Source organism: Enterobacter cloacae complex sp. 402C9, from assembly GCF_050030745.1.
Classification (GTDB): Bacteria; Pseudomonadota; Gammaproteobacteria; order Enterobacterales; family Enterobacteriaceae; genus Enterobacter; species Enterobacter intestinihominis.
Genome location: NZ_JBLGUW010000001.1, coordinates 4,558,661 through 4,581,446 on the forward strand (window position 1 = coordinate 4,558,661; position 22,786 = coordinate 4,581,446).

Genomic DNA, 22,786 nt, shown 5'->3' on the forward strand with positions numbered 1-22,786 from the left:
GAGGGGAAAACGTTCCTCACCCCAGCCCTCTCGGGTAAAAACATTGATGAAGGTTAACACTATGAAAGCATTACATTTTGGCGCAGGTAATATCGGTCGTGGCTTTATCGGTAAACTGCTGGCAGACGCAGGCATTACCCTGACATTCGCCGATGTGAATCAGGTGGTTCTGGATGCCCTGAATGCCCGTCATAGCTATCAGGTTCACGTGGTGGGTGAAAACGAACAGGTTGAAACGGTCTCTGGCGTCAACGCGGTAAGCAGCATTGGCGACGACGTGATTGACCTCATCGCAAGCGTTGATCTGGTCACCACAGCCGTGGGTCCGGTGGTGCTTGAGCGTATCGCCCCGGCGGTCGCGAAAGGCCTGGCGAAGCGTAAAGCACAAGGCGTTGAAACGCCGCTGAACATCATCGCCTGTGAAAACATGGTGCGCGGCACCACGCAGCTGAAAGGCCACGTTCTGGCCGCTGTGGCTGAGGAAGATAAAGCCTGGGTTGAAGCGCACGTTGGTTTTGTGGATTCCGCCGTTGACCGCATCGTTCCGCCATCAGAATCCGCCACCAACGACCCGCTGGAAGTAACCGTGGAAACCTTCAGCGAGTGGATCGTTGATAAAACTCAGTTTAAGGGCGCGCTGCCGACCATTCCGGGAATGGAATTAACCGATAACCTGATGGCATTTGTCGAACGTAAACTCTTCACGCTGAACACCGGGCATGCTATAACCGCGTACCTCGGGAAATTGGCCGGTCATCAGACGATTCGTGACGCGATCCTCGATGAGAACATCCGTGCGGTGGTCAAAGGGGCAATGGAAGAGAGCGGCGCGGTGCTGATCAAACGCTACGGTTTTGATGCTGATAAACACGCAGCATACATCCAGAAAATCCTCGGTCGTTTTGAAAACCCGTATCTGAAAGATGACGTTGAGCGCGTGGGTCGTCAGCCGCTGCGTAAACTGAGCGCGGGCGACCGCCTGATTAAACCGCTGCTGGGCACGCTGGAATACGGTCTGCCGCACGCTAACCTGGTGAAGGGAATCGCTGCCGCAATGCACTACCGCAGCGAGCAGGACCCGCAGGCGATTGAGCTGGCTCAGCTGATTGATAACAAAGGCGCACAGGCTGCGCTGGCGCAGATTTCCGGTCTGGATGCCAACAGTGACGTGGTTGCGGAGGCGGTCAGCGCATACAACGCAACCAAATGATGCAGAGTCCGGCGCAGGTTAGCCTGCGCCCGAATAACAGATTGTCAGATATGCAGGCAATAATGGAACAAACCCAGGCCTTTGAAAATCGTGTGCTTGAGCGTCTGAATGCTGGCAAAACCGTACGAAGTTTCCTGATCGCCGCCGTCGAGCTGTTAACCGAGGCGGTGAACATTCTGGTGCTTCAGGTGTTTCGCAAAGACGACTACGCGGTAAAGTATGCTGTAGAACCGTTACTGGACGGAGACGGACCGCTGGGCGATTTATCGGTACGGCTGAAGCTGATTTACGGTCTTGGCGTGCTCAACCGTCAGGAGTATGAAGACGCCGAGCTGTTAATGGCGCTGCGCGAAGAGCTCAATCATGACGGCAATGAGTACACCTTCACCGATGATGAGATCCTGGGGCCCTTCGGCGAACTGCACTGCGTAGCCGCGCTCCCTCCCGCACCTCAGTTTGATGACAGCGACCCAGAGCTGTACATGATGCAAAAGCTGCGTTATCAACAAGTTGTCCGCTCCACCATGGTGCTTTCCCTGACTGAGCTGATTTCTAAAATCAGCTTAAAAAAAGCGTTTCAGAAGTAAGCCCGCACACATTGGTGTATCCTTCCCTGTAAATTCCCCGTTTTCAGAGTTATTTGTCATGAAAGAAGTCGAAAAGAACGAAATTAAACGCCTGAGCGACCGTCTGGATCTGATCCGCCATCAGATGGCTGGCCTCTCCCTTGTTGATTCCGCCGAGAAATATGCCGAGCTGGAAAAAGAGTCCGTGAAGCTGGAGGCGGAAATTGAGCGCCTGCGCGATGTGAAAGGCCAGAAGCTGAGTAAAGAGGCGCAGAAGCTGATGAACATGCCGCATCGCCGCGCGATCACCAAAAAAGAGCAGGCCGACATGGGCAAGCTGAAGAAAAGCGTCCGTGGCCTGGTGGTGGTGCACCCGATGACTGAGCTTGGCCGCGAAATGGGCCTGAAAGAGATGACGGGTTTTAGTAAGACCGCGTTCTGATCGCTCTCCCCTGCCGCTGCGCAGGGGAAACTCAGTTGTAAATCAGGTTAAACGTGGCCATCGCATCCGCTTTTCCCGCCGTTACGTTCTCTTCCGTCTGAATGTAATGCGCATCAAACCAGAAGGTCTGCGTCTGGTTATCCCCTACCTGGCCAAGCGCTGACACCTGCGGGGTGTTCCACGATACCACCTGCCCCTGAACCGAACCGGTATTGTCACCGTAAAGCAGTTCGATCCCGACACCGCTGGCGCTATCCTCCTGCTTCGTCAACGCCAGCGCCCGATCGTTGCCCGGCGTGGTATCGCCAAAGAAACCCATCTTAACCGCCGTGTTATTTTCACAGGTCACCGGAATGCTGAAGCGTCCGCCTCCGGCACGGGAGCCGATGCCGTGAAATTCACGCTGGCTCACGCTCCCCATGGGAACAAGAATGCTGCGAGAGCCCACTGAGCAGCTGGTACGCCTGACGATGAAGCTGGCGAGATGAATCTGTACTGGTGTCGCCACGTTGGTGGCGCTGGCTTGATTTTCTCCCGCCTGCAATATCAGCGATCCGACATTTTGCTCCTGGGAGTTGGCGTTATCGTCAGGCATGGGGCTGGTCGTCGGGATTTTGTAAAACACCACCCAGAACTGCAATTTATACGTTGGGGCGCTGGCAAAGGCAGGATTCTGTGAGGCATCGCAGATACGCCGGGACTCGTTGCCGTCTACCGGGCTGGTGCCGTCAATATACTGTACGGCATCCGCACCACAGTACTGCTGCTCGCGGAACCCGAGCGCGTAGCCGATGCCGTCAATCTGGGTTTTGTAGACGTGCCGCGACGCACCGTCTTCCCCCACCACGGTGCCGACGGGGTTATCCAGCTCGACAAATCCGATACTACGCCAGGGGTCACTACCGCCATCACAGTTGTAGAAGTCTTGCCCGGTAGACTGTATCGGCGCGGAAACCGGCGTCCAATCCGCGGTGCCGGGAGCATATCCAATGGCGTAGGGTACCTGGACAACCCACTGATCGCGCGTGGTGCGGCAGGGCGAGGCCTGAGCGTGCGCATGAAAACTCAGCATGCCAAAAAGCGAAAGAAGGCTCAGATAGAAAAACCAGTGAATAAAACGACGCATGATATTCCTCTAATGGCACTCAACGGACAGCGTGGCGATACCGGGGGCCATATGAGCTTTCCCCAGTCTGAAAGGTGTCTGGCATTGCTGCTGCTCCCCGTTTTCATACCAGGTGACGCGCAGGGTGCCGCGCTCTGGTACCCCGCTCAGGTAGGCCTGACCGCCGTCAGCGACCATGCTTCGGTTTGCAGAATGGCGGTTCTGCTCCACCACTTCAGCCTGCGCGCCAAACGGCAACGGTTCGCCGTGGTAGCGCAGGGAAAACAGAACGCGATAACCAATGTGGGTTGTGTAATTGGCCAGCACCACCGCGCCGCTGGTGGGAATGAGCGTCAGACCGCTTTGCTCAATGTCGACGTTCTCACCCAGCGTCGCCGTATCAAGGCTGACGGTATTTTTGCGATACGCCGAGAGCGTTGGCATGACCGCATAGCCGCGGCTGTCGGTATGGATCCCGTTGTAGCCCTCCGGCTCAACGTTCGCCGCGCCGGGCACGCGCAGCAGGGCGACGGTATCGCCCAGCGGCTGGCTAAGCGTGACGCCATACTGCGTGGCGACAACGCCTCCGGCGAGTCCAAGACTCGCGTTGCTACCGTTTCGGCTGTGGTCATAACCGAGGCTGACGTTGCCGTAGCCACCGTTGTATTGCAGCGCCAGGCTGGTGCTGTCGGCCTCTCCCTCACTGGTCTTACTCTGCTGAACGCTGTAATTCAGGTTGCGGTTCGCCAGCGCGCTGCCGTTGAGTGACACCTGCTGCGTGGTCATCCCACGATTGTTGTGGTTGGCGTAGTAACTGACCGAACTGCCCGGCAGCCAGTTGCCAAGCGGAACATTGACGTTAAACGACACGGTGCGATCGGGATGCTGCTCAAGCGCTGAGTCGGTGTAGTCATACCCCGCGCCCCAGGAAATACCCCGCCAGCTGGTGTACCAGCCAATGTGGATGGTTTTATCCTGCCCGGACGTATGCCAGTAATCCTGCATCCATGCCGAGACGCTGAGGCTGCCGAACTGACCCAGCGTCTGTGAAAAAGTGACCTGCGAGCGGCTACGGCGATTATTGAGTTGCAGCTGTTGGCTGTCAGACTGATTCAGTTCACTAAATTCGTAGTAATTGCGCGAGGCATAGCGATAGCTCGCCAGGTTGAAGGCGGTGCCGGTAGCGCTGAAATCTTTCTGGTACTGAATGCGCCACGCCTGCCCCATCGCGCTTTTGCCGTCGGGTAAACGGCTTTTTGCCAGCGTATCATCAATACCCAGCGAGCCAAATGCGCCAAACCCTCTGCCTACGCCAATTGCACCGGCCTGATAGTTGCTCGCCGTACGAAAGCCGCCATACACCGTCATCCTGGAGAGCAGACCGTAGAAGAAAGCGCCTTCAACAAATTCGGGCGAACGCGCATCACCGGAGCCGGAGTGAAATCGTCCTGCATTGAGACTGTATTTCAGGCTGCCCTGGCGTCGCATAAACGGCACCGCAGAATAGGGCTGGGTAAAGACGCGCGTTGAGCCGTCACTTTCCGTGACCGTAACCTGTAGATCGCCACTTTGTGCGCCCGGGAACAGATCGTTAATGATAAATGGCCCGGCGGCCACCCAGGTTTCATAGATCACATAGCCATTTTGCGAAACGGAGACTTTAGCGAAGCTGTGTGCGACGCCGCGGATGGTTGGTGCGAAGCCGCGCTGGCTGTCGGGCAACATGCTTTCGCTTGATGAGAGCTGTACCCCGCGAAACGCCACGCTATCGAAGACGTCGCCTGCGGTCCAGGCATCACCGATCCGTAGCTGGCTGTTAAGACGGCGAATATCCCTGGTCAGCCAGCTACTTTGCGACTGAAAATGGTCGCCGCCCGCGTCGCTGTAGCTCCAGGCCGAGGTGTTACGCAGCCGCCACGCCCCCAGATTGATGCCGTTACGCAGGCTCAGATAGCTGGATGTCGTGACCCCGCTCTGATGACGGGCCTGACCGCCCGACAGACTGTAATCAGTAAATGCCGCCGGGATACCATCGTCCCACTGCGACTGCGGCACGTAGCCACGGCTGCGGTGTTTCATTGCCGCCTGCGGCAGGCTGAGAAAGAGACGCTGCTGGTTGAAATCATAAGAGGTTCGCGCTGCCGGAATAAAATCCTCGAGGTGCGTGAACGTTTCTCCCTCCTGCAACCGGGAGAATGCAGGAATGGCCCCTACATTTACGCCAAGCGCTTCCAGCAGCGATACGCTAAAAACGGGTTGCAGGCTGCCTTTCTCATTGACGAAGGTGATCTCCTGATGCCGCTCCTCGCGTCCGTTAATCTCCAGCGTCACGAGCCAGGTGCCTGGCATCTGCCCGCCCTTTTCAGAGAAATAGTGCAGATCCGCCGTTTTCTGTTCAGTAGAGGAAAGCTCCAGCGCGGCGGGATCAAAGTAATCCTCGGCCATCCCCGTGCAGCTGAAGCTAAGCAGCAACACCGAAAGCGGCGCGTAACAAAACAGGCGAAAAGGCATGGTCTTAAAGAGGCTGGGTGTGGGTGGCGGTGATGGCACCAAAATCATTAATAGCCGACCAGTTTACGCCCCCGGAGGCGGACACAGGCCATTCCCGGGTTTCCCCTGGACCGATCATGCCCGGCTGCTCAATTTTATGCCCGCCAACGGTCAGCCGATAAAAAGAGACGTAGTATGGCGTCGGGTTAGCGGCCTTAAGCCCTTTTCCCGTTCGCGAAAACGTTATTTTCTGCCAGGCCGTGGCGGCGTCCCCTTCAGGTTGTCCGGGCGGTAGAATATTTTAAATTTCGATTTGACGTTTACCTGTAATTCGTTGCTGCTCTCTTTTGGCTTTGGCGCTATCGCTTTAATATCGAGCCAGAATACAGATTCACGATCTGTGGGCAGCGGAGCGCCGGTATATTGAATACGCAGCGTGTTGGTCTGCTCCGGATCAAGTCTGAACAGAGGTGGTGTGACAATAAATGGCGCAGCGTTATTTTTATCCGGCCCATCGCCTTCAACCCACGACTGAATAAGATAGGGAACCGCACTTTCCATATTAGAAACAGAAAATGCCACCTCCTTGCTGTTTTGCGGGTATACGATCCGTGTTCCCCCCATTACAACGCCAGCAGAAACTGACGCAGAACTAACCATTAATGCAGTGAGCATAATATACGATAAACGTTTCATCATTATTATCTCTGGAGGTGGCTGACAGTGAAATCAGTTATAAACCATCAGGAAGTTGGATACGGCGTTAACATCGCCGGCGTTGATTTCCGTGCCATCTTTGTCAAGTGCGGCATAGAAAGTTAATTCAGCATTGCCTTCATCATCCGGTGCGGTTGTTTCAGATACCGTACCCGGTTTAATCGCCGTGCTGCGATCGCTGTTATAAAGCTTCACGCCGACACCCGTCGCCATACCTTCACCTGGCGTAACCTGAAGCAGTGTGTCATTCACCGTATCTTTGGTTCCGTCAAACAGTACCGCAACCGATTCAACCGTCTCCGGGCAGTTTTCCACGTTGATTTTGAACTCGCGCGGCGTCGTTTCGTTGTGATCGTCAAAGTAGCTTTTTGCCCACGCCCCAAGGTCTACCGTTTTGTTTTTAGAGGCCGGAGTAATATCACAGGAAATAAGGGTAATCTTCCCGGTAAAATTGATCACCCCGCCCGTACTTTGCGAACCCGCACCGGTATCCAGAGAAGCATTAACGCCAGAATCACTGCTTGCCAGTACTGATTGAGAAGATAACAGCAGCCCCGCCGCGGCAATCGCCAGCGCCACATTTTTGATTTTCATTTGGAACACTTTCCCCTCTGTAAATTAAACAGATATAGACTTGTTGTACCAGGTACAATAACCGCTATAAGGATTTAAAAACGCCACCGAAAGGTTTTTAGCAGAATGGGTGACGCGACCTTATAGAATAAAGCAGGGTCCATCCCATGGTGATAATCCGTATATTTTCAGAAGGCCATACACAGATATCCTTCAACTGAGGAATGACTTCTGGCCGAAAATAACACTGAATACGTTGTGGTTAGTAATAAATTTAAAATCTTCTGTTACGTTGCTTCTGAATAAATAGTAAATCAAATGCCTTTTAACGTCTACGCATTGAAAAGCAATATGCCGCGTCTGTAAACACTCAGAAATTAACACTCAACTAACAAATTTAACCCCTTTCGATTGCCCTAATAATTATTAATCTGCTTTTAATACCGCAACTAAATTACAAGAGAGTCAACTGATCATTGTTTGATCAATTTATTTCAGAATATTATTAGCCAAAAAATGTCTGTTCAGCGCAAAATTCTTACCCTTTATCCTGAAAAACCGCAATTGAACAGGATATTTCCTTATCGATCATCAATTGATCGTTTGTAATACACTGTTAAAATCTATATGTGAAATTTACCTTAATTAAAATTTTTTGCTACAGCTTAGATTTCGCATTTTTAACCAAAAAAAATTTTTATTTATAGGAAATATATCACTATGCTCACACATATACAGCTTCTCAAAAACACAAATAAAACAAACAAACCTCATTCAATTCACGCAATATTATCACCTCTCCTTTTTATATAACCTCTTTTACGCGCCGTATCTGCTTAAAAGGCGAATGTAAGGCTCTCCACCTGACCACCGCTCCCAATGCACACGGTGATTTGATTTTGCGGGTTTGGTCCTACCAATCACGTACAAAGCTATCCATCGTTCACAATTTCGATGCTCCACTTCACAAAACAATTGCTGAATAGCAACACTTGGTTAACCATTTGTTGTCATTAACCCTACATCACAATATTGGAAGGACCACTTTTACACTAAGTGTGACGCAGAGATGAGCAGAGACTCACCCGACGAACACTGTGTGGTCCTCAGGAGACCTGCATGAGCCTCTGGCAACAAAACTACGATCCGGCCGGAAATATCTGGCTGTCGAGCCTGATCGCATCGCTACCGATCCTGTTTTTCTTCTTTGCGCTGATTAAGCTCAAGCTGAAGGGCTACCTCGCCGCGACGTATACCGTTGCCATCGCCCTGATGGTGGCGTTGTTCTTCTACAAAATGCCGGTCGATCGCGCGCTGGCCTCCGTCGTCTATGGCTTCTTCTACGGACTGTGGCCGATTGCGTGGATCATCATCGCCGCCGTCTTTGTCTACAAAATCTCGGTCAAAACCGGGCAGTTCGACATTATTCGCTCGTCGATTCTCTCCATCACGCCGGACCAGCGTTTGCAGATGCTGATCGTCGGCTTCTCCTTCGGAGCATTTCTGGAAGGGGCGGCAGGATTCGGCGCACCGGTGGCCATCACCGCCGCCCTGCTGGTCGGTCTGGGCTTTAACCCGCTGTATGCCGCTGGCCTGTGCCTGATTGTGAATACCGCCCCGGTGGCGTTTGGCGCGATGGGCATTCCTATTCTGGTGGCGGGCCAGGTGACCGGGCTGGACAGCTTCGAGATCGGCCAGATGGTGGGCCGCCAGCTGCCGTTCCTGACCATTATCGTGCTGTTCTGGATCATGGCGATTATGGACGGCTGGCGCGGCGTGAAGGAGACCTGGCCTGCGGTGATGGTAGCGGGCGGTTCGTTCGCCATTGCCCAGTATCTCAGCTCCAACTTCCTCGGCCCGGAACTGCCGGACATCATCTCTTCCCTGATGTCGCTGGTCTGTCTGACGCTGTTCCTGAAACGCTGGCAGCCGGTACGTATCTTCCGCTTTGCTGACATGGGCGCATCACACGTGGATCAGACGCTGGCGCGCACCGGCTATACCGCCGGACAGATTGTGCGCGCGTGGTCACCGTTCCTGTTCCTGACCGCCACCGTGACGCTGTGGAGCATTCCGCCGTTTAAAGCCCTGTTCGCCCCGGGCGGCGCGCTGTACGACATGGTGATTAATATCTCCGTGCCGTTCCTCGACAAAATGGTCGCCCGTATGCCGCCGGTGGTACACGACGCCACGCCGTATGCGGCAGTGTTTAAGTTCGACTGGTTCTCAGCCACCGGCACGGCCATCCTGTTTGCCGCTATCCTTTCCGTAGTGTGGCTGCGCATGAAGCCTGCCGCCGCGGTGCAGACCTTTGCGGCGACGATTAAAGAGCTGATGCTGCCGATTTACTCCATCGGCATGGTGCTGGCGTTCGCGTTTATTTCGAACTACTCCGGCCTGTCGTCGACGCTGGCGTTAGCGCTGGCGCATACCGGCCACGCGTTTACCTTCTTCTCGCCGTTCCTCGGCTGGCTGGGGGTGTTCCTGACCGGTTCAGATACGTCATCTAACGCCCTGTTTGCCGCCCTACAGGCCACAGCCGCGCAGCAGATTGGTGTCTCGGACGTGCTGCTGGTCGCCGCGAACACCACCGGCGGCGTGACCGGGAAGATGATCTCACCGCAGTCCATCGCCATTGCCTGTGCCGCGGTGGGGCTGGTAGGCAAAGAGTCGGATCTGTTCCGCTTTACCGTTAAACACAGCCTGATATTTACCTGCATGGTGGGCGTGATCACCACATTGCAGGCCTATGTCTTAACCTGGATGATTCCATGATAGTGATGCCCAGACGCCTGTCCGACGAGATTGCCACTCGCGTACGGGCGCTGATAGAAGAACAACAGCTGGAAGCGGGCATGAGATTGCCCGCCGAGCGTCAGCTTGCCGCCCAGCTTGGCGTGTCGCGCAATTCACTGCGCGAGGCGCTGGCGACGCTGGTCAGCGAAGGGGTGCTGCTGAGCCGTCGAGGCGGCGGCACCTTCGTGCGCTGGCAGCATGACGACTGGTCCGAACAAAACATCGTGCAGCCGCTTAAGACGCTGATGGAAAACGACCCGGACTACAGCTTTGACATCCTCGAAGCGCGTCACGCCATCGAAACCAGCACCGCGTGGCATGCGGCGATGCGGGCAACCGAGGCCGACAAAGAGAAGCTCAAAGCCTGCTTTGAGGCCACGCAAAGCAGCGACCCGGACATCGCCTCCCAGGCGGACGTGCGTTTTCACCTCGCGATTGCCGAGGCCTCGCACAACGTGGTTCTGCTGCAAACCATGCGCGGGTTCTTCGACCTGCTGCAATCCTCCGTGAAGCAGAGCCGCCAGCGCATGTATCTGGTGCCGCCGGTATTTGCCCAACTGACCGAACAGCACGAGGCGGTGCTCAACGCCATTCTGGCCGGTGATGCCGAGGCCGCGCGCAAGGCGATGATGGCGCATCTCGGCTTCGTGCATACCACCATTAAACGATTCGATGAAGATCAGGCCCGACAGGCGCGTATTACCCGTCTGCCTGGCGAGAGTGATATTTCCAGGGAGAACAAAGCATGATTATTTCCGCAGCCAGTGACTATCGCGCCGCGGCACAGCGCATTTTGCCGCCATTCCTGTTCCACTACATTGACGGCGGGGCGTACGCCGAATATACCCTGCGCCGCAACGTGGAGGACCTGTCGGAAGTGGCCCTGCGCCAGCGCGTGCTGAAGAATATGTCTGACCTGAGCCTTGAGACGAAGCTGTTTAACGAGACGCTCTCCATGCCGGTGGCGCTTGCGCCCGTCGGCTTATGCGGCATGTATGCCCGCCGGGGCGAAGTGCAGGCCGCCGCCGCCGCAGATGCCAAAGGCATCCCGTTTACCCTTTCCACCGTGTCCGTCTGCCCGATTGAAGAGGTCGCCCCGACCATCAAGCGCCCGATGTGGTTCCAGCTCTACGTCCTGCGCGATCGCGGTTTTATGCGTAACGCCCTTGAGCGCGCCAAAGCGGCAGGCTGCTCAACGCTGGTCTTTACCGTCGATATGCCCACGCCCGGCGCCCGCTACCGTGATGCGCACTCCGGCATGAGCGGTCCGAACGCCGCGATGCGCCGCTACTGGCAGGCGGTGACGCACCCGCAGTGGGCGTGGGATGTCGGCGTGAATGGCCGTCCGCACGATCTGGGCAATATTTCGGCCTACCTGGGTAAACCGACCGGGCTGGAAGATTACATCGGCTGGCTGGCGAACAACTTCGATCCATCCATCTCCTGGAAAGACCTGGAGTGGATCCGCGAATTCTGGGACGGCCCGATGGTGATCAAAGGGATCCTCGATCCGGAAGATGCGCGCGACGCGGTGCGTTTTGGCGCCGATGGGATCGTGGTCTCTAACCATGGTGGCCGCCAGCTTGACGGGGTGCTCTCCTCCGCCCGCGCCCTGCCAGCCATTGCCGATGCGGTGAAAGGCGATATTGCGATTCTGGCCGACAGCGGCATCCGTAACGGGCTGGACGTGGTGCGCATGATTGCCCTGGGCGCAGACAGTGTGCTGCTGGGCCGTGCTTACCTGTACGCGCTGGCCACCAGCGGCCAGGCGGGCGTGGCGAATCTGCTGAACCTGATCGAGAAAGAGATGAAGGTGGCGATGACCCTGACCGGTGCGAAAACAATCGGTGAAATCAGCAAAGACTCTCTGGTGCAGGAGCTCAGTAAGCTGCCCGCGGCGCTGGCCCCCCTTTCTCAAGGAAACGCGGCCTGATCTCCCCCGGTTAGCCTCCCCTTCTTCCGCGCCCGGCTTTACCCTCGGGCGCTTTTTTTGTCGAAAATAACACCTGCGTAACATTCTGGATAAGAAAATTTGACACAGCCTGCCCTCCGCAATTGTATAGACAAGCAAATACAAGAACACAAAAACAACATCACATCGGAGGGGAACGTATGACGTATTCAGGTCGGGTGGATATTCAGCAGGTGATCGATGAGAGTCCTTTTTCAGGGTTTCACTGGCTTCTTATTGTGCTGGGCTTTCTGGTGTTGGCGATCGATGGGTTTGATACCGCCGCGATGGGTTACATTGCGCCTACGCTGTCGGCGGAGTGGGGAATACATAAACAGGATCTGGGGCCGGTGTTGAGTGCGGCGCTACTGGGGCTGTCGCTGGGAGCTCTTATTGCAGGTCCGGTATCGGACCGTATGGGACGCAAGCGCGTACTGGTCTTTTCATGCCTGTTCTTCGGCCTGGCGAGCCTGGGCACGGCCTGGGCGCAAAGTCTGAATACCCTGACGCTGTGGCGATTTCTGACCGGTCTCGGGCTGGGCGCCGCGATGCCTAACGCCATCACGCTGATCTCAGAGTTTGCCCCCCAGCGCTGCCGCGCCATGGCAATTAACACCATGTACTGCGGCTTTCCGCTGGGTGCGGCGGGCGGCGGGGCGATCTCGTCCTGGCTTATCCCTCACCATGGCTGGCGAAGCGTGCTGCTGACCGGCGCGATTGCGCCGCTGATTTTAACGGTGCTGCTGGCGCTGCTGTTGCCGGAGTCGGTGAAGTTTCTGGTGCAGCGCGGGAAAGACGTCGCGCAGGTTCGCCGCATCGCCAGCCGGTTCGCCCGCAGCACGCTGGATAGCGTCACAGGCTTTTTCCTGGCGGAGGAGAAGGTCGCGTCGAAAAAAGGCAGCGTGTCGCAGCTGTTTTCCATGCCCTGGCTGCCCGGCACCCTGATGCTGTGGGTCACCTACTTTATGGGACTGGTGATTTATTACGTCCTGCTGAGCTGGATGCCAACGCTGATGCAGGGGATGGGGTATGCGCTGGCGGAATCCGCCTGGCTCACCTCGCTGTTCACTTTCGGCGGCACCGCTGGCATTCTGCTCGCGGGCTGGATGATGGACCGCTGGGAAGCGCACAAGGTGGTCGCGTGTGGTTTCGTGCTGACGATGGGCCTGATTCTTTTACTCGGCATTGAGCATAATCATATCACCCTGTTTGGCGGGTTAATCTTCCTGATGGGGATCGCGATGAACGGCGCGCAGTCGGGGATGCAGACCCTGGCCGCCACCTTTTACCCTACCGAGTGCCGCGCGACGGGTATCGCCTGGATGCAGGGGATCGGCCGCTTCGGCGGCGTGGCGGGCACCATGACCAGCGCCCAGCTTCTCTCCATGCAGTGGCAGGCGGACAGTATTTTGATGATCCTCAGCGTGCCTGCTCTCGTGGCCGCGGCGGCAACCGTCTACAAAATGCTGTATAGCCGCTCGCAGGAGCCGGGCGTCGCCTAGTCCCTCTCTTTTCTGCTATTCTGCCCCCCGCAATTAAGGGGGCAGCATGCTTAACATCGTCTTATTCGAACCAGAAATCCCACCCAATACCGGCAATATCATCCGCCTGTGCGCCAACACCGGTTTTCGTCTGCACATCATTGAGCCGATGGGCTTTACGTGGGACGACAAACGTCTGCGCCGCGCGGGGCTGGACTACCATGAGTTTACTGCCGTCGTTCGTCATCACGATTACGCCGCGTTTCTGGACGCAGAGAAGCCGCAGCGCATGTTCGCCCTGACCACCAAAGGCACGCCAGCGCATAGCGCCGTAAGCTATCAGGACGGAGATTATCTGATGTTTGGTCCGGAAACCCGCGGCCTGCCGGCCACCATTCTGGATGCCCTGCCCGCTGAGCAAAAAATTCGTATTCCGATGATGCCGGACAGCCGCAGCATGAACCTGTCGAATGCGGTGTCGGTGGTGGTGTATGAGGCGTGGCGCCAGCTGGGTTATCCCGGCGCGATACTGCGTAGCTAAAACAGTTCGGGTGGCTTGCGCCACCCGATTGTCTTTTTAGTCTGCTACTGCGATACGTTTCATATCGGTCATGTAGCCACGAAGTTTCTGGCCCACTTTCTCGATTTCGTGACTGCGAATCGCTTCATTAACGTCACGAAGCTGCGCGTTATCAACCGCACCTTCCGCAATCGCTTTACCCAGATCGCCTGCTTGCAGGGTAGTCATGAACTCTTTCAGCAGCGGTACGCAGGCGTAAGAGAACAGATAGTTACCGTACTCGGCGGTATCGGAGATCACCACGTTCATCTCATACAGACGCTTACGGGCGATGGTGTTTGCGATCAGCGGCAGCTCGTGCAGCGATTCATAGTACGCAGATTCTTCAATGATGCCGGAATCCACCATGGTTTCGAACGCCAGCTCAACGCCCGCTTTCACCATCGCGATCATCAGTACGCCTTTATCGAAGTACTCCTGCTCGCTGATTTTACCCTCGAACTGTGGTGCCGTTTCGAACGCGGTTTTACCGGTCTCTTCGCGCCAGGTCAGCAGTTTCTTATCGTCATTCGCCCAGTCCGCCATCATGCCGGAAGAGAACTCGCCGGAGATGATGTCGTCCATGTGTTTCTGGAACAGCGGTGCCATGATGGTTTTCAGCTGTTCAGAGAGTGCGAACGCGCGCAGTTTTGCCGGATTGGACAGACGGTCCATCATCAGCGTAATGCCGCCCTGCTTCAGCGCTTCGGTGATGGTTTCCCAGCCGAACTGAATCAGTTTTTCCGCGTATGCCGGGTCGGTGCCCTCTTCCACCAGCTTGTCGAAGCACAGCAGAGAACCCGCCTGGAGCATGCCGCACAGAATGGTCTGCTCGCCCATCAGGTCAGATTTCACTTCCGCAACGAAGGAAGATTCCAGTACGCCCGCACGATGGCCGCCGGTGGCCGCTGCCCAGGCTTTGGCAATCGCCATGCCTTCGCCTTTCGGATCGTTTTCCGGGTGAACGGCGATCAGCGTCGGTACGCCGAAACCACGTTTGTACTCTTCGCGCACTTCGGTGCCCGGGCACTTCGGTGCCACCATCACTACGGTGATGTCTTTACGGATCTGCTCGCCCACTTCAACGATGTTGAAGCCGTGGGAGTAACCCAGCGCAGCGCCGTCTTTCATCAGCGGCTGTACGGAACGCACAACGTCTGAGTGTTGCTTGTCTGGCGTCAGGTTAACCACCAGGTCCGCCTGCGGGATCAGCTCTTCGTAGGTACCTACTTTGAAGCCGTTTTCGGTCGCTTTACGCCAGGAAGCGCGCTTTTCAGCAATCGCTTCTTTGCGCAGGGCGTAGGAGATATCCAGCCCGGAGTCGCGCATGTTCAGGCCCTGGTTCAGACCCTGTGCGCCACAGCCAACAATGACCACTTTTTTACCCTGAAGGTAGCTCGCGCCATCGGCAAATTCATCGCGCGCCATGAAGCGGCATTTGCCCAGCTGCGCCAGCTGCTGGCGCAGATTCAGTGTATTAAAGTAGTTAGCCATGGGTGATACCTCGTGATGTTGTGTGTCTTATTGTTCGGTTCGCGTTTCAGCGAGAATGTACCCACATTACAACAGGAAATTTATTGCGGAAATTGATATATTCACAACGTCACATTGCAATTTATGCAATGTAAAAAGAGGGAGTGGAATCGGTGGATTTACGCGATCTGAAAATGTTCCTGCATCTGGCGGAAAGCCGTCACTTTGGCCGCAGCGCCCGGGCGATGCACGTCAGCCCTTCCACGCTGTCGCGCCAGATCCAGCGCCTTGAGGAAGACCTCGGCCAGCCGCTGTTCGTGCGCGATAACCGCACCGTCACCCTCACGGAAGCCGGTGAAGAGCTGCGCATCTTTGCCCAGCAAACCTTGTTGCAGTACCAGCAGCTGCGGCACACCATCGACCAGCAGGGGCCGTCGCTTTCCGGCGAGCTGCATATTTTCTGCTCCGTGACCGCCGCCTACAGCCATCTTCCCCCCATTCTCGACCGCTTCCGCGCGGAACATCCGTCGGTTGAAATTAAGCTCACCACCGGCGATGCCGCCGACGCGATGGAAAAAGTGGTCACGGGCGAAGCGGATCTCGCGATTGCCGGGAAGCCGGAAACCCTGCCGGGCGCGGTAGCGTTCTCAATGCTGGAGAATCTGGCGGTAGTACTGATTGCCCCGGCGCTGCCCTGCCCTGTGCGCAACCAGGTCTCGGTGGAGAAACCGGACTGGTCGACGGTGCCGTTTATCATGGCCGATCAGGGGCCGGTGCGCCGCCGCATTGAGCTGTGGTTCCGCCGCCAGAAAATCAGCAACCCGTCGATTTACGCCACGGTCGGCGGCCATGAGGCGATGGTGTCGATGGTGGCGCTCGGCTGCGGCGTGGCGCTGCTGCCAGAAGTGGTGCTGGAAAACAGCCCGGAGCCAGTGCGCAATCGCGTGATGATTTTAGAACGCAGCGACGAAAAAACGCCGTTCGAGCTTGGCGTGTGCGCACAAAAAAAGCGGCTGCATGAGCCGCTTATTGATGCGTTCTGGAAGATATTGCCGAACCACTAAAGCCGGGTGGCGCTGCGCTTACCCGGCCTACACGCAGCTCAACCCTTAGCCCGCGAGGAAGAAGCGGAACGCCGGGTTGTGGGTTTCGTCATGGCACTCATAGCCCAGCTCGTTCAGGCGCGTTTCGAAATCCGGCTCGTGCTCGCCCAGCTCGAACGCCGCCAGCACGCGGCCGTAGTCGGTGCCGTGGCTGCGGTAGTGGAACAGAGAAATGTTCCAGTGGGTGCCCAGCGTGTGCAGGAACTTGAGCAACGCGCCCGGCGATTCCGGGAACTCGAAGCTGAACAGGCGTTCCTTGAGCGGCTTGGATGGACGGCCGCCGACCATGTAACGCACGTGCAGCTTCGCCATTTCGTCGTCGGAGAGATCGACCACGCTGTAGCCGCCGTCATGCAGCAGGCTGAGGATCTCTTTGCGCTCCTCCACGCCACGGCTCAGACGCACGCCGACAAATATGCACGCATCTTTGGCATCGGCAAAGCGGTAGTTAAACTCCGTCACCGAACGACCGCCCAGCAGCTGACAGAACTTCAGGAAGCTGCCCTTCTCTTCCGGAATGGTCACCGCCAGCAGCGCTTCACGCTGTTCGCCGAGCTCGCAACGCTCGGACACGTAGCGCAGGCCGTGGAAGTTCACGTTGGCACCGGAAAGCACGTGCGCCAGACGCTCGCCGCGGATGTTGTGCTGCGCGATGTATTTTTTCATGCCCGCCAGCGCCAGCGCGCCGGACGGTTCCGCCACCGCCCGAACGTCTTCGAACAGATCTTTCATCGCCGCGCAGATCGCATCGCTGTCCACCGTGACGATATCGTCGAGATATTCCCGGCACAGGCGGAAGGTTTCGTCGCCAATGCGCTTCACCGCCACGCCCTCGGCAAACAGCCCGACGCGCGGCAGGTCTACCGGATGCCCGGCATCCAGCGCCGCCTTCAGGCAAGCGGAGTCTTCCGCTTCCACGGCAATGACTTTGATCTGCGGCATCAGCTGTTTGATCAGCACCGCCACACCAGCGGCTAAGCCACCGCCGCCCACCGGAACGAAAACGCGGTCGAGATGGGCATCCTGCTGCAACAGTTCCAGCGCCAGCGTACCCTGCCCGGCAATCACCATCGGGTGATCGAACGGCGGGACCCAGGTGAAACCCTGCTGCTGCGCCAGCTCAATCGCTTTGGCTTTCGCTTCGTCAAAATTCGCGCCGTGGAGCAGCACTTCGCCGCCGAACCCGCGCACCGCGTCGACTTTGATATCCGCCGTGGCAACCGGCATCACGATCAGCGCTTTCAGCCCTAAACGGGCCGCGGAGAACGCTACGCCCTGCGCGTGGTTGCCCGCCGACGCGGTAATGACGCCGCGCGCTTTCTGCTCATCCGTCAGCCCGGCCATCATCGCGTAGGCGCCGCGCAGCTTGAAGCTGTGCACCGGCTGCCTGTCTTCGCGCTTCACCAGAATGACGTTGTCGAGGCGCGAGGAGAGTTTGTCCATTTTTTGCAGGGGCGTGACCTGCACGGCTTCATAGACCGGCGCGCGCAGCACCGCTCTCAGGTATTCCGCCCCCTCGGGTGCGGCGGATAAAGGTTGTGACTCGGCCATCATTAGCCCCCAAGTTTAGATTTATCGCGCACCGCGCCTTTATCTGCACTGGTGGCAAGACTCGCGTAAGCGCGCAGGGCGAAGGAGACTTCGCGCTGGCGGTCTTTCGGCGTCCAGGCTTTGTCGCCGCGGGCTTCCTGCGCTTCACGACGGGCCGCAATCTCCTGGTCACTCAGCTTCAGCTGAATGCCGCGGTTCGGAATGTCGATTTCGATCAGGTCGCCATCTTCGATGATCGCGATATTGCCGCCGCTTGCCGCTTCCGGGGAGACGTGGCCAATGGAGAGGCCTGACGTGCCGCCAGAGAAACGACCGTCGGTGATCAGCGCGCAGGCTTTGCCGAGGCCCATCGATTTCAGGAAGGTAGTCGGGTAGAGCATCTCCTGCATGCCCGGACCGCCTTTCGGCCCTTCGTAGCGAATGACCACCACGTCGCCTTCCACCACTTTGCCACCGAGGATAGCGTCTACCGCCTCGTCCTGGCTTTCATACACTTTTGCCGGACCGGTGAATTTGAGAATGCTGTCGTCCACGCCTGCGGTTTTCACAATGCAGCCGTTTTCCGCAAAGTTACCGTACAGCACGGCCAGACCGCCGTCTTTGCTGTAGGCATGTTCCAGCGAGCGGATGCAGCCTTCGGCGCGATCATCATCCAGCGTGTCCCAGCGGCAATCCTGCGAGAACGCCTGCGTGGTGCGAATACCTGCCGGACCGGCGCGGAACATCTTTTTCACCGCGTCGTCTTTGGTCAGCATCACGTCGTACTGGTCCAGCGACTCCGGCAGCGTCAGGCCGAGCACATTTTTCACGTTGCGGTTCAGCAGCCCTGCGCGATCCAGCTCGCCGAGGATACCGATGACACCACCAGCACGATGCACGTCTTCCATATGGTACTTCTGGGTACTCGGCGCGACTTTACACAGCTGCGGCACTTTGCGGGAGAGCTTGTCGATGTCGCTCATGGTGAAGTCGATTTCGGCTTCCTGCGCGGCGGCCAGCAGGTGCAGAACGGTGTTGGTGGAACCGCCCATGGCGATATCCAGCGTCATGGCGTTTTCGAACGCCGCTTTACTGGCGATGTTGCGCGGCAGCGCGCTGGCGTCGTCCTGCTCGTAGTAGCGTTTGGTCAGCTCAACGATGCGCTTGCCCGCGTTAAGGAACAGCTGCTTACGGTCGGCGTGGGTCGCCAGCAGCGAGCCGTTACCCGGCTGAGAAAGGCCCAGCGCTTCGGTCAGGCAGTTCATGGAGTTGGCGGTGAACATCCCGGAACAGGAGCCGCAGGTCGGACACGCGGAGCGTTCCACCTGGTCGCTCTGCTCGTCAGAGACTTTCGGGTCCGCGCCCTGGATCATCGCATCGACCAGGTCGAGCTTGATGATTTTGTCGGAAAGCTTGGTTTTACCCGCTTCCATCGGGCCGCCGGAAACGAAGATCACCGGAATGTTCAGGCGCAGGGAGGCCATCAGCATCCCCGGGGTGATTTTGTCGCAGTTGGAGATACAGACCATCGCATCGGCGCAGTGGGCGTTAACCATGTACTCCACCGAGTCGGCGATCAGCTCGCGCGACGGCAGTGAATAGAGCATCCCCCCGTGGCCCATTGCGATACCGTCATCCACCGCAATGGTGTTGAACTCTTTCGCCACGCCGCCGGAGGCTTCGATTTGCTCGGCAACCAGCTTACCGAGATCGCGCAGGTGTACGTGGCCCGGCACAAACTGGGTGAAGGAGTTCACCACGGCGATAATTGGCTTGCCGAAATCGGCGTCGGTCATTCCGGTGGCGCGCCACAGTGCGCGGGCACCCGCCATATTACGGCCGTGGGTGGTGGTGGCTGAACGATACTTAGGCATGCTTTATTTACTCCCGTCTGACTATTAAATGGGACGGTGCGTGCCGTCCCAAATTTATATTTAGTGATTAACCTGATCCAACCAGCCGTATTTGTCTTCTGTTTCGCCGGTGAACAGGCCGAAGAAGGCTTGCTGAATGCGTTTGGTGACCGGACCACAGCGGCCTTCGCCCACCTGAATGCCGTCGACGCTACGCACCGGTGTAATTTCAGCCGCGGTGCCGGACATGAACACTTCGTCAGCCAGGTACAGGGATTCGCGGGACAGCACCTGCTCGCGTACTTCGATACCCAGATCTTTTGCCAGCTTGATGATGGCGTCGCGGGTGATGCCCGGCAGCGCGGACGAGGTAAACGGCGGGGTGAACAGAATGCCGTCTTTCACTTCAAACAGGTTTTCGCCCGCACCTTCGGAGATGTAGCCATTTACATCGAGCGCGATACCTTCCTGATAGCCGTGACGGCGCGCTTCGCTGCCAACCAGCAGTGAGGAGAGGTAGTTACCGCCCGCTTTAGCCGCGGTCGGGATAGTGTTTGGTGCCACGCGGTTCCAGGAAGAAACCATTGCGTCGATCCCCTGATCCAGTGCTTCCGCGCCCAGGTAGGCGCCCCACGGGAACGCAGCAATGATCACATCGGTGTTATAGCCAGCGGGCGGATTGACACCCATGCCGACATCACCCACGAAGACCAGCGGACGAATATAGGCACTGGTCAGTTTGTTCTGGCGGATCACCTCGCGGCAGGCTTCCATCAGCTCATCAACGCTTTGGGAGACCGGGAAACGATAAATTTTGGCTGAGTCATGCAGACGCTGCATGTGTTCGCGATGGCGGAACACCACTGGTCCTTTGTGAGAATCGTAGCAACGGATGCCTTCAAACACGGAGGTGCCGTAGTGCAGCGCGTGGGACATCACGTGAACTTTCGCGTCTTCCCAGCGAACCATCTCACCATTGAACCAAATGTAATCAGCTTTTTTTGTCGTCATTTTTTCGTCCTGTCACGCTTAAGCGCGGATTTGTTGTGATGTGGTTGTGCTCTGGCAGATGGCAACATGGGCAACGTCTACCAGTTTTGATAACTGACTAAACAGTAAGTCGACCGGCCGCGGGCTGGCAACGGTTAATTCGATACTGATATTTTGTGCATCCGTGGCCGTTTCCATATTCATAGAGCAAATCTGAAAACCACGATGACGCACCACACGCAATACGCGTTCTAACGTTTCCGGGTTGAAGCGAGCCTGCACGGCAACCTGATGTTGCATCATGATAATTTCTCCAGCATTTGTGAGTTACTGGCACCGGGCGGTACCAACGGCCAGACGTTCTCAAGCTCGTCGATTGAGACATGAAGCAGGTATGGCCCTTCGCTTGACAGCATGGTGTCGAGTGCCGCTTCAACCTGGTCTTTACGGGTGATGTGCTGGCCAGGAATGCCGAAGGCGCTGGCCAGGGTGAGGAAATCGGGGTTGTCGGTCAGGGTCGTTTCGCTGTAACGCTCCTGGAAGAACAGCTGCTGCCACTGGCGAACCATTCCCAAACGCTGGTTATCGAGCAAAACGATTTTCAGCGGTAACTGCTTACGCTTCACGGTGCCGAGCTCCTGGACATTCATCATGAAGGAGCCGTCACCGGAGATACAGATAACGGTATCGTTCGGGCGGGCAACCTGTGCGCCCACGGCAGCGGGCAGGCCGAAGCCCATCGTGCCTAAGCCGCTCGAGGTGATGAAGTTCTCCGGGCGGGTGTAGGTCATGTGCTGGGCTGACCACATCTGATGCTGGCCGACATCCGTCGTCACCACGCTGTCTGCGGGTTTGCGGTCGGACAACTGTTTCAACAACAGCGGCGCATAGATGGCCTCGCCGGGGTGATCGTAACGCCAGGCGTGTTCAGCGCGCATATCTGCGGTGTGCTGACGCCATGGGTTGATATCCAGCGGCTGCTCCAGCGCCGGTAAAAGCGCGTTGAGATCGCCCTGCAACGCGACATGCGCCTGACGCAGTTTGTTCATCTCCGCCGGGTCGATGTCCATATGGATCACTTTGGCGTTCGGCGCAAAGGTGTTCAGCTTGCCGGTGACGCGGTCGTCAAAACGGGCGCCGACGGCGATGAGCAGGTCACACTCCTGCACCGCCAGGTTTGCCGCTTTGGTGCCGTGCATCCCTAACATGCCCAAATAGTATGGATAGTCCGCGTCGACCGCGCCCAATCCTTTCAGCGTGCAGGTGGCGGGCATTTGCGTTACTGCGATAAATTCGCGCAGGGCAGGAACAGCCTGCGCCATGCCCACGCCGCCGCCTACATACAGCATCGGCTGTTTCGCCTGCGCCAGCATCTGGCGAGCCTCTTCAACCTCCGCATGGGGAAACACGTCGTCGCTTTCAACGGTGGAGAAGTGCGGTTCCAGATCGCCGAGTGCAACCTGAATATCTTTCGGGATATCTACCAGAACCGGGCCAGGACGGCCAGAGCTGGCAACCTCGAACGCTTCGGCCATCACGCGCGGCAGCTCTTCGAGAGACTGAACGAGGAAGCTGTGTTTGGTGCAGGCAAGCGATAAACCGAGCACATCCACTTCCTGGAAAGCATCGGTGCCGATGAACGGAGAGGCCACCTGGCCGGTGATCGCCACCACGGGTACGGAATCGAGCAGCGCGTCAGCCAGGCCGGTGATCAGGTTCGTTGCGCCCGGACCGGAGGTGGCCATACAGACGCCGGTTTTACCGGTCGCACGGGCATAACCGATGGCGGCCATCGCTGCGCCCTGCTCGTGTCGGCACAAGAGGTGTTCCACGCCGCCGTCATACAGTGCATCGTAAATCGGCATAATTGCGCCACCCGGATAACCGAATACGGTTTCGACTCCCTGCGCGCGCAACGCATGTACTACCCATTGTGCCCCATTCATA

18 protein-coding genes and 1 pseudogene are annotated in these 22,786 nt (G+C 57.2%); 9 read left to right on the forward strand and 10 right to left on the reverse strand.

Annotated features, from left to right (window positions below; translation table 11 throughout):
- Positions 1 to 46: 46 nt before the first annotated feature.
- Genes mtlD through ACQG1K_RS21700 form a run of 3 tightly spaced genes read left to right on the forward strand, consistent with a single transcriptional unit; the run spans position 47 to position 2,218 of the window.
- Positions 47 to 1,210 (forward strand): mannitol-1-phosphate 5-dehydrogenase, encoded by a 1,164-nt coding sequence (gene mtlD, locus ACQG1K_RS21690; protein WP_150312875.1) that lies wholly within the window; start codon positions 47 to 49, stop codon positions 1,208 to 1,210.
- The gene (gene mtlR / locus ACQG1K_RS21695; RefSeq protein ID WP_023298873.1) at positions 1,207 to 1,797 is read left to right on the forward strand and encodes a mannitol operon repressor MtlR; all 591 of its coding nucleotides are present in this window, start codon (positions 1,207 to 1,209) and stop codon (positions 1,795 to 1,797) included. The genes mtlD and mtlR overlap by 4 nt, the downstream gene beginning before the upstream one ends.
- Before the next feature lie 58 nt (positions 1,798 to 1,855).
- Positions 1,856 to 2,218, forward strand: coding sequence for a YibL family ribosome-associated protein (locus ACQG1K_RS21700; RefSeq protein ID WP_022649764.1), 363 nt, complete (start codon positions 1,856 to 1,858; stop codon positions 2,216 to 2,218).
- A 31-nt stretch (positions 2,219 to 2,249) separates the two neighbouring features.
- On the opposite strand, the gene ACQG1K_RS21705 is transcribed toward ACQG1K_RS21700, so the two are convergent.
- The 4 genes and pseudogenes from ACQG1K_RS21705 to ACQG1K_RS21720 all read right to left on the reverse strand — a co-directional run bounded on the left by ACQG1K_RS21705 (position 2,250) and on the right by ACQG1K_RS21720 (position 7,124).
- Positions 2,250 to 3,344, reverse strand: a complete 1,095-nt coding sequence (locus ACQG1K_RS21705) for a fimbrial protein (protein WP_367076290.1) — start codon at positions 3,342 to 3,344, stop codon at positions 2,250 to 2,252.
- A 9-nt stretch (positions 3,345 to 3,353) separates the two neighbouring features.
- On the reverse strand, positions 3,354 to 5,768 hold the full coding sequence (locus ACQG1K_RS21710) for a fimbria/pilus outer membrane usher protein (protein ID WP_367076288.1): 2,415 nt from the start codon (positions 5,766 to 5,768) through the stop codon (positions 3,354 to 3,356).
- Positions 5,769 to 5,838: 70 nt separating this feature from the next.
- A pseudogene (locus ACQG1K_RS21715) lies at positions 5,839 to 6,512 on the reverse strand (fimbrial biogenesis chaperone).
- Between the two features lie 30 nt (positions 6,513 to 6,542).
- A complete protein-coding gene (locus tag ACQG1K_RS21720; protein ID WP_003860173.1) occupies positions 6,543 to 7,124 on the reverse strand; it encodes a fimbrial protein in 582 nt (193 codons plus the stop codon).
- 1,098 nt (positions 7,125 to 8,222) lie between these two features.
- On the opposite strand from ACQG1K_RS21720, the gene lldP reads away from it, so the two are divergent.
- The 5 genes from lldP to trmL all read left to right on the forward strand — a co-directional run bounded on the left by lldP (position 8,223) and on the right by trmL (position 13,872).
- Complete coding sequence (lldP, locus tag ACQG1K_RS21725) at positions 8,223 to 9,878, forward strand: L-lactate permease (RefSeq protein WP_367076285.1); 1,656 nt, start codon at positions 8,223 to 8,225, stop codon at positions 9,876 to 9,878.
- A complete protein-coding gene (lldR, locus tag ACQG1K_RS21730) occupies positions 9,875 to 10,648 on the forward strand; it encodes a transcriptional regulator LldR (protein WP_023298877.1) in 774 nt (257 codons plus the stop codon). Before lldP ends, lldR begins: the two co-directional genes overlap by 4 nt.
- Complete coding sequence (gene lldD / locus ACQG1K_RS21735) at positions 10,645 to 11,832, forward strand: FMN-dependent L-lactate dehydrogenase LldD (protein WP_022649770.1); 1,188 nt, start codon at positions 10,645 to 10,647, stop codon at positions 11,830 to 11,832. Before lldR ends, lldD begins: the two co-directional genes overlap by 4 nt.
- Positions 11,833 to 12,011: 179 nt before the next feature.
- The gene (locus ACQG1K_RS21740; protein ID WP_048966146.1) at positions 12,012 to 13,352 is read left to right on the forward strand and encodes an MFS transporter; all 1,341 of its coding nucleotides are present in this window, start codon (positions 12,012 to 12,014) and stop codon (positions 13,350 to 13,352) included.
- A 46-nt stretch (positions 13,353 to 13,398) separates the two neighbouring features.
- On the forward strand, positions 13,399 to 13,872 hold the full coding sequence (gene trmL, locus ACQG1K_RS21745; protein WP_022649772.1) for a tRNA (uridine(34)/cytosine(34)/5-carboxymethylaminomethyluridine(34)-2'-O)-methyltransferase TrmL: 474 nt from the start codon (positions 13,399 to 13,401) through the stop codon (positions 13,870 to 13,872).
- A gap of 36 nt (positions 13,873 to 13,908) precedes the next feature.
- On the opposite strand, the gene ilvC is transcribed toward trmL, so the two are convergent.
- Positions 13,909 to 15,384: a ketol-acid reductoisomerase gene (ilvC, locus tag ACQG1K_RS21750; RefSeq protein ID WP_022649773.1), complete on the reverse strand. Its 1,476-nt coding sequence runs from the start codon at positions 15,382 to 15,384 to the stop codon at positions 13,909 to 13,911.
- Between the two features lie 152 nt (positions 15,385 to 15,536).
- Here ilvC and ilvY point away from each other — a divergent pair, with 152 nt between their 5' ends.
- Positions 15,537 to 16,427, forward strand: coding sequence for an HTH-type transcriptional activator IlvY (ilvY, locus tag ACQG1K_RS21755; protein WP_017382574.1), 891 nt, complete (start codon positions 15,537 to 15,539; stop codon positions 16,425 to 16,427).
- 45 nt (positions 16,428 to 16,472) lie between these two features.
- Here the strand turns inward: ilvY and ilvA are convergent, their stop codons facing one another.
- The 5 genes from ilvA to ilvG are packed head-to-tail and all read right to left on the reverse strand — an operon-like array spanning position 16,473 to position 22,785.
- The gene (gene ilvA / locus ACQG1K_RS21760; RefSeq protein WP_161177826.1) at positions 16,473 to 18,017 is read right to left on the reverse strand and encodes a threonine ammonia-lyase, biosynthetic; all 1,545 of its coding nucleotides are present in this window, start codon (positions 18,015 to 18,017) and stop codon (positions 16,473 to 16,475) included.
- Between the two features lie 2 nt (positions 18,018 to 18,019).
- A complete protein-coding gene (gene ilvD / locus ACQG1K_RS21765; protein WP_022649775.1) occupies positions 18,020 to 19,870 on the reverse strand; it encodes a dihydroxy-acid dehydratase in 1,851 nt (616 codons plus the stop codon).
- A 60-nt stretch (positions 19,871 to 19,930) separates the two neighbouring features.
- Positions 19,931 to 20,860 (reverse strand): branched-chain-amino-acid transaminase, encoded by a 930-nt coding sequence (ilvE, locus tag ACQG1K_RS21770; RefSeq protein ID WP_003860182.1) that lies wholly within the window; start codon positions 20,858 to 20,860, stop codon positions 19,931 to 19,933.
- An 18-nt stretch (positions 20,861 to 20,878) separates the two neighbouring features.
- A complete protein-coding gene (gene ilvM / locus ACQG1K_RS21775; RefSeq protein ID WP_003860184.1) occupies positions 20,879 to 21,142 on the reverse strand; it encodes an acetolactate synthase 2 small subunit in 264 nt (87 codons plus the stop codon).
- Complete coding sequence (gene ilvG / locus ACQG1K_RS21780) at positions 21,139 to 22,785, reverse strand: acetolactate synthase 2 catalytic subunit (RefSeq protein WP_023298882.1); 1,647 nt, start codon at positions 22,783 to 22,785, stop codon at positions 21,139 to 21,141. Before ilvG ends, ilvM begins: the two co-directional genes overlap by 4 nt.
- Position 22,786: the final 1 nt, after the last annotated feature.

Excerpts from the sequence above, each read along its gene's own strand:
- mtlD (WP_150312875.1), top strand. The coding sequence starts at position 47 with ATGAAGGTTAACACTATGAAAGCATTACATTTTGGCGCAGGTAATATC.
- mtlR (WP_023298873.1), top strand. The coding sequence starts at position 1,207 with ATGATGCAGAGTCCGGCGCAGGTTAGCCTGCGCCCGAATAACAGATTG.
- ACQG1K_RS21700 (WP_022649764.1), top strand. The coding sequence starts at position 1,856 with ATGAAAGAAGTCGAAAAGAACGAAATTAAACGCCTGAGCGACCGTCTG.
- ACQG1K_RS21705 (WP_367076290.1), bottom strand. The coding sequence starts at position 3,344 with ATGCGTCGTTTTATTCACTGGTTTTTCTATCTGAGCCTTCTTTCGCTT.
- ACQG1K_RS21710 (WP_367076288.1), bottom strand. The coding sequence starts at position 5,768 with ATGGCCGAGGATTACTTTGATCCCGCCGCGCTGGAGCTTTCCTCTACT.
- ACQG1K_RS21720 (WP_003860173.1), bottom strand. The coding sequence starts at position 7,124 with ATGAAAATCAAAAATGTGGCGCTGGCGATTGCCGCGGCGGGGCTGCTG.
- lldP (WP_367076285.1), top strand. The coding sequence starts at position 8,223 with ATGAGCCTCTGGCAACAAAACTACGATCCGGCCGGAAATATCTGGCTG.
- lldR (WP_023298877.1), top strand. The coding sequence starts at position 9,875 with ATGATAGTGATGCCCAGACGCCTGTCCGACGAGATTGCCACTCGCGTA.
- lldD (WP_022649770.1), top strand. The coding sequence starts at position 10,645 with ATGATTATTTCCGCAGCCAGTGACTATCGCGCCGCGGCACAGCGCATT.
- ACQG1K_RS21740 (WP_048966146.1), top strand. The coding sequence starts at position 12,012 with ATGACGTATTCAGGTCGGGTGGATATTCAGCAGGTGATCGATGAGAGT.
- trmL (WP_022649772.1), top strand. The coding sequence starts at position 13,399 with ATGCTTAACATCGTCTTATTCGAACCAGAAATCCCACCCAATACCGGC.
- ilvC (WP_022649773.1), bottom strand. The coding sequence starts at position 15,384 with ATGGCTAACTACTTTAATACACTGAATCTGCGCCAGCAGCTGGCGCAG.
- ilvA (WP_161177826.1), bottom strand. The coding sequence starts at position 18,017 with ATGGCCGAGTCACAACCTTTATCCGCCGCACCCGAGGGGGCGGAATAC.
- ilvD (WP_022649775.1), bottom strand. The coding sequence starts at position 19,870 with ATGCCTAAGTATCGTTCAGCCACCACCACCCACGGCCGTAATATGGCG.
- ilvE (WP_003860182.1), bottom strand. The coding sequence starts at position 20,860 with ATGACGACAAAAAAAGCTGATTACATTTGGTTCAATGGTGAGATGGTT.
- ilvM (WP_003860184.1), bottom strand. The coding sequence starts at position 21,142 with ATGATGCAACATCAGGTTGCCGTGCAGGCTCGCTTCAACCCGGAAACG.
- ilvG (WP_023298882.1), bottom strand. The coding sequence starts at position 22,785 with ATGAATGGGGCACAATGGGTAGTACATGCGTTGCGCGCGCAGGGAGTC.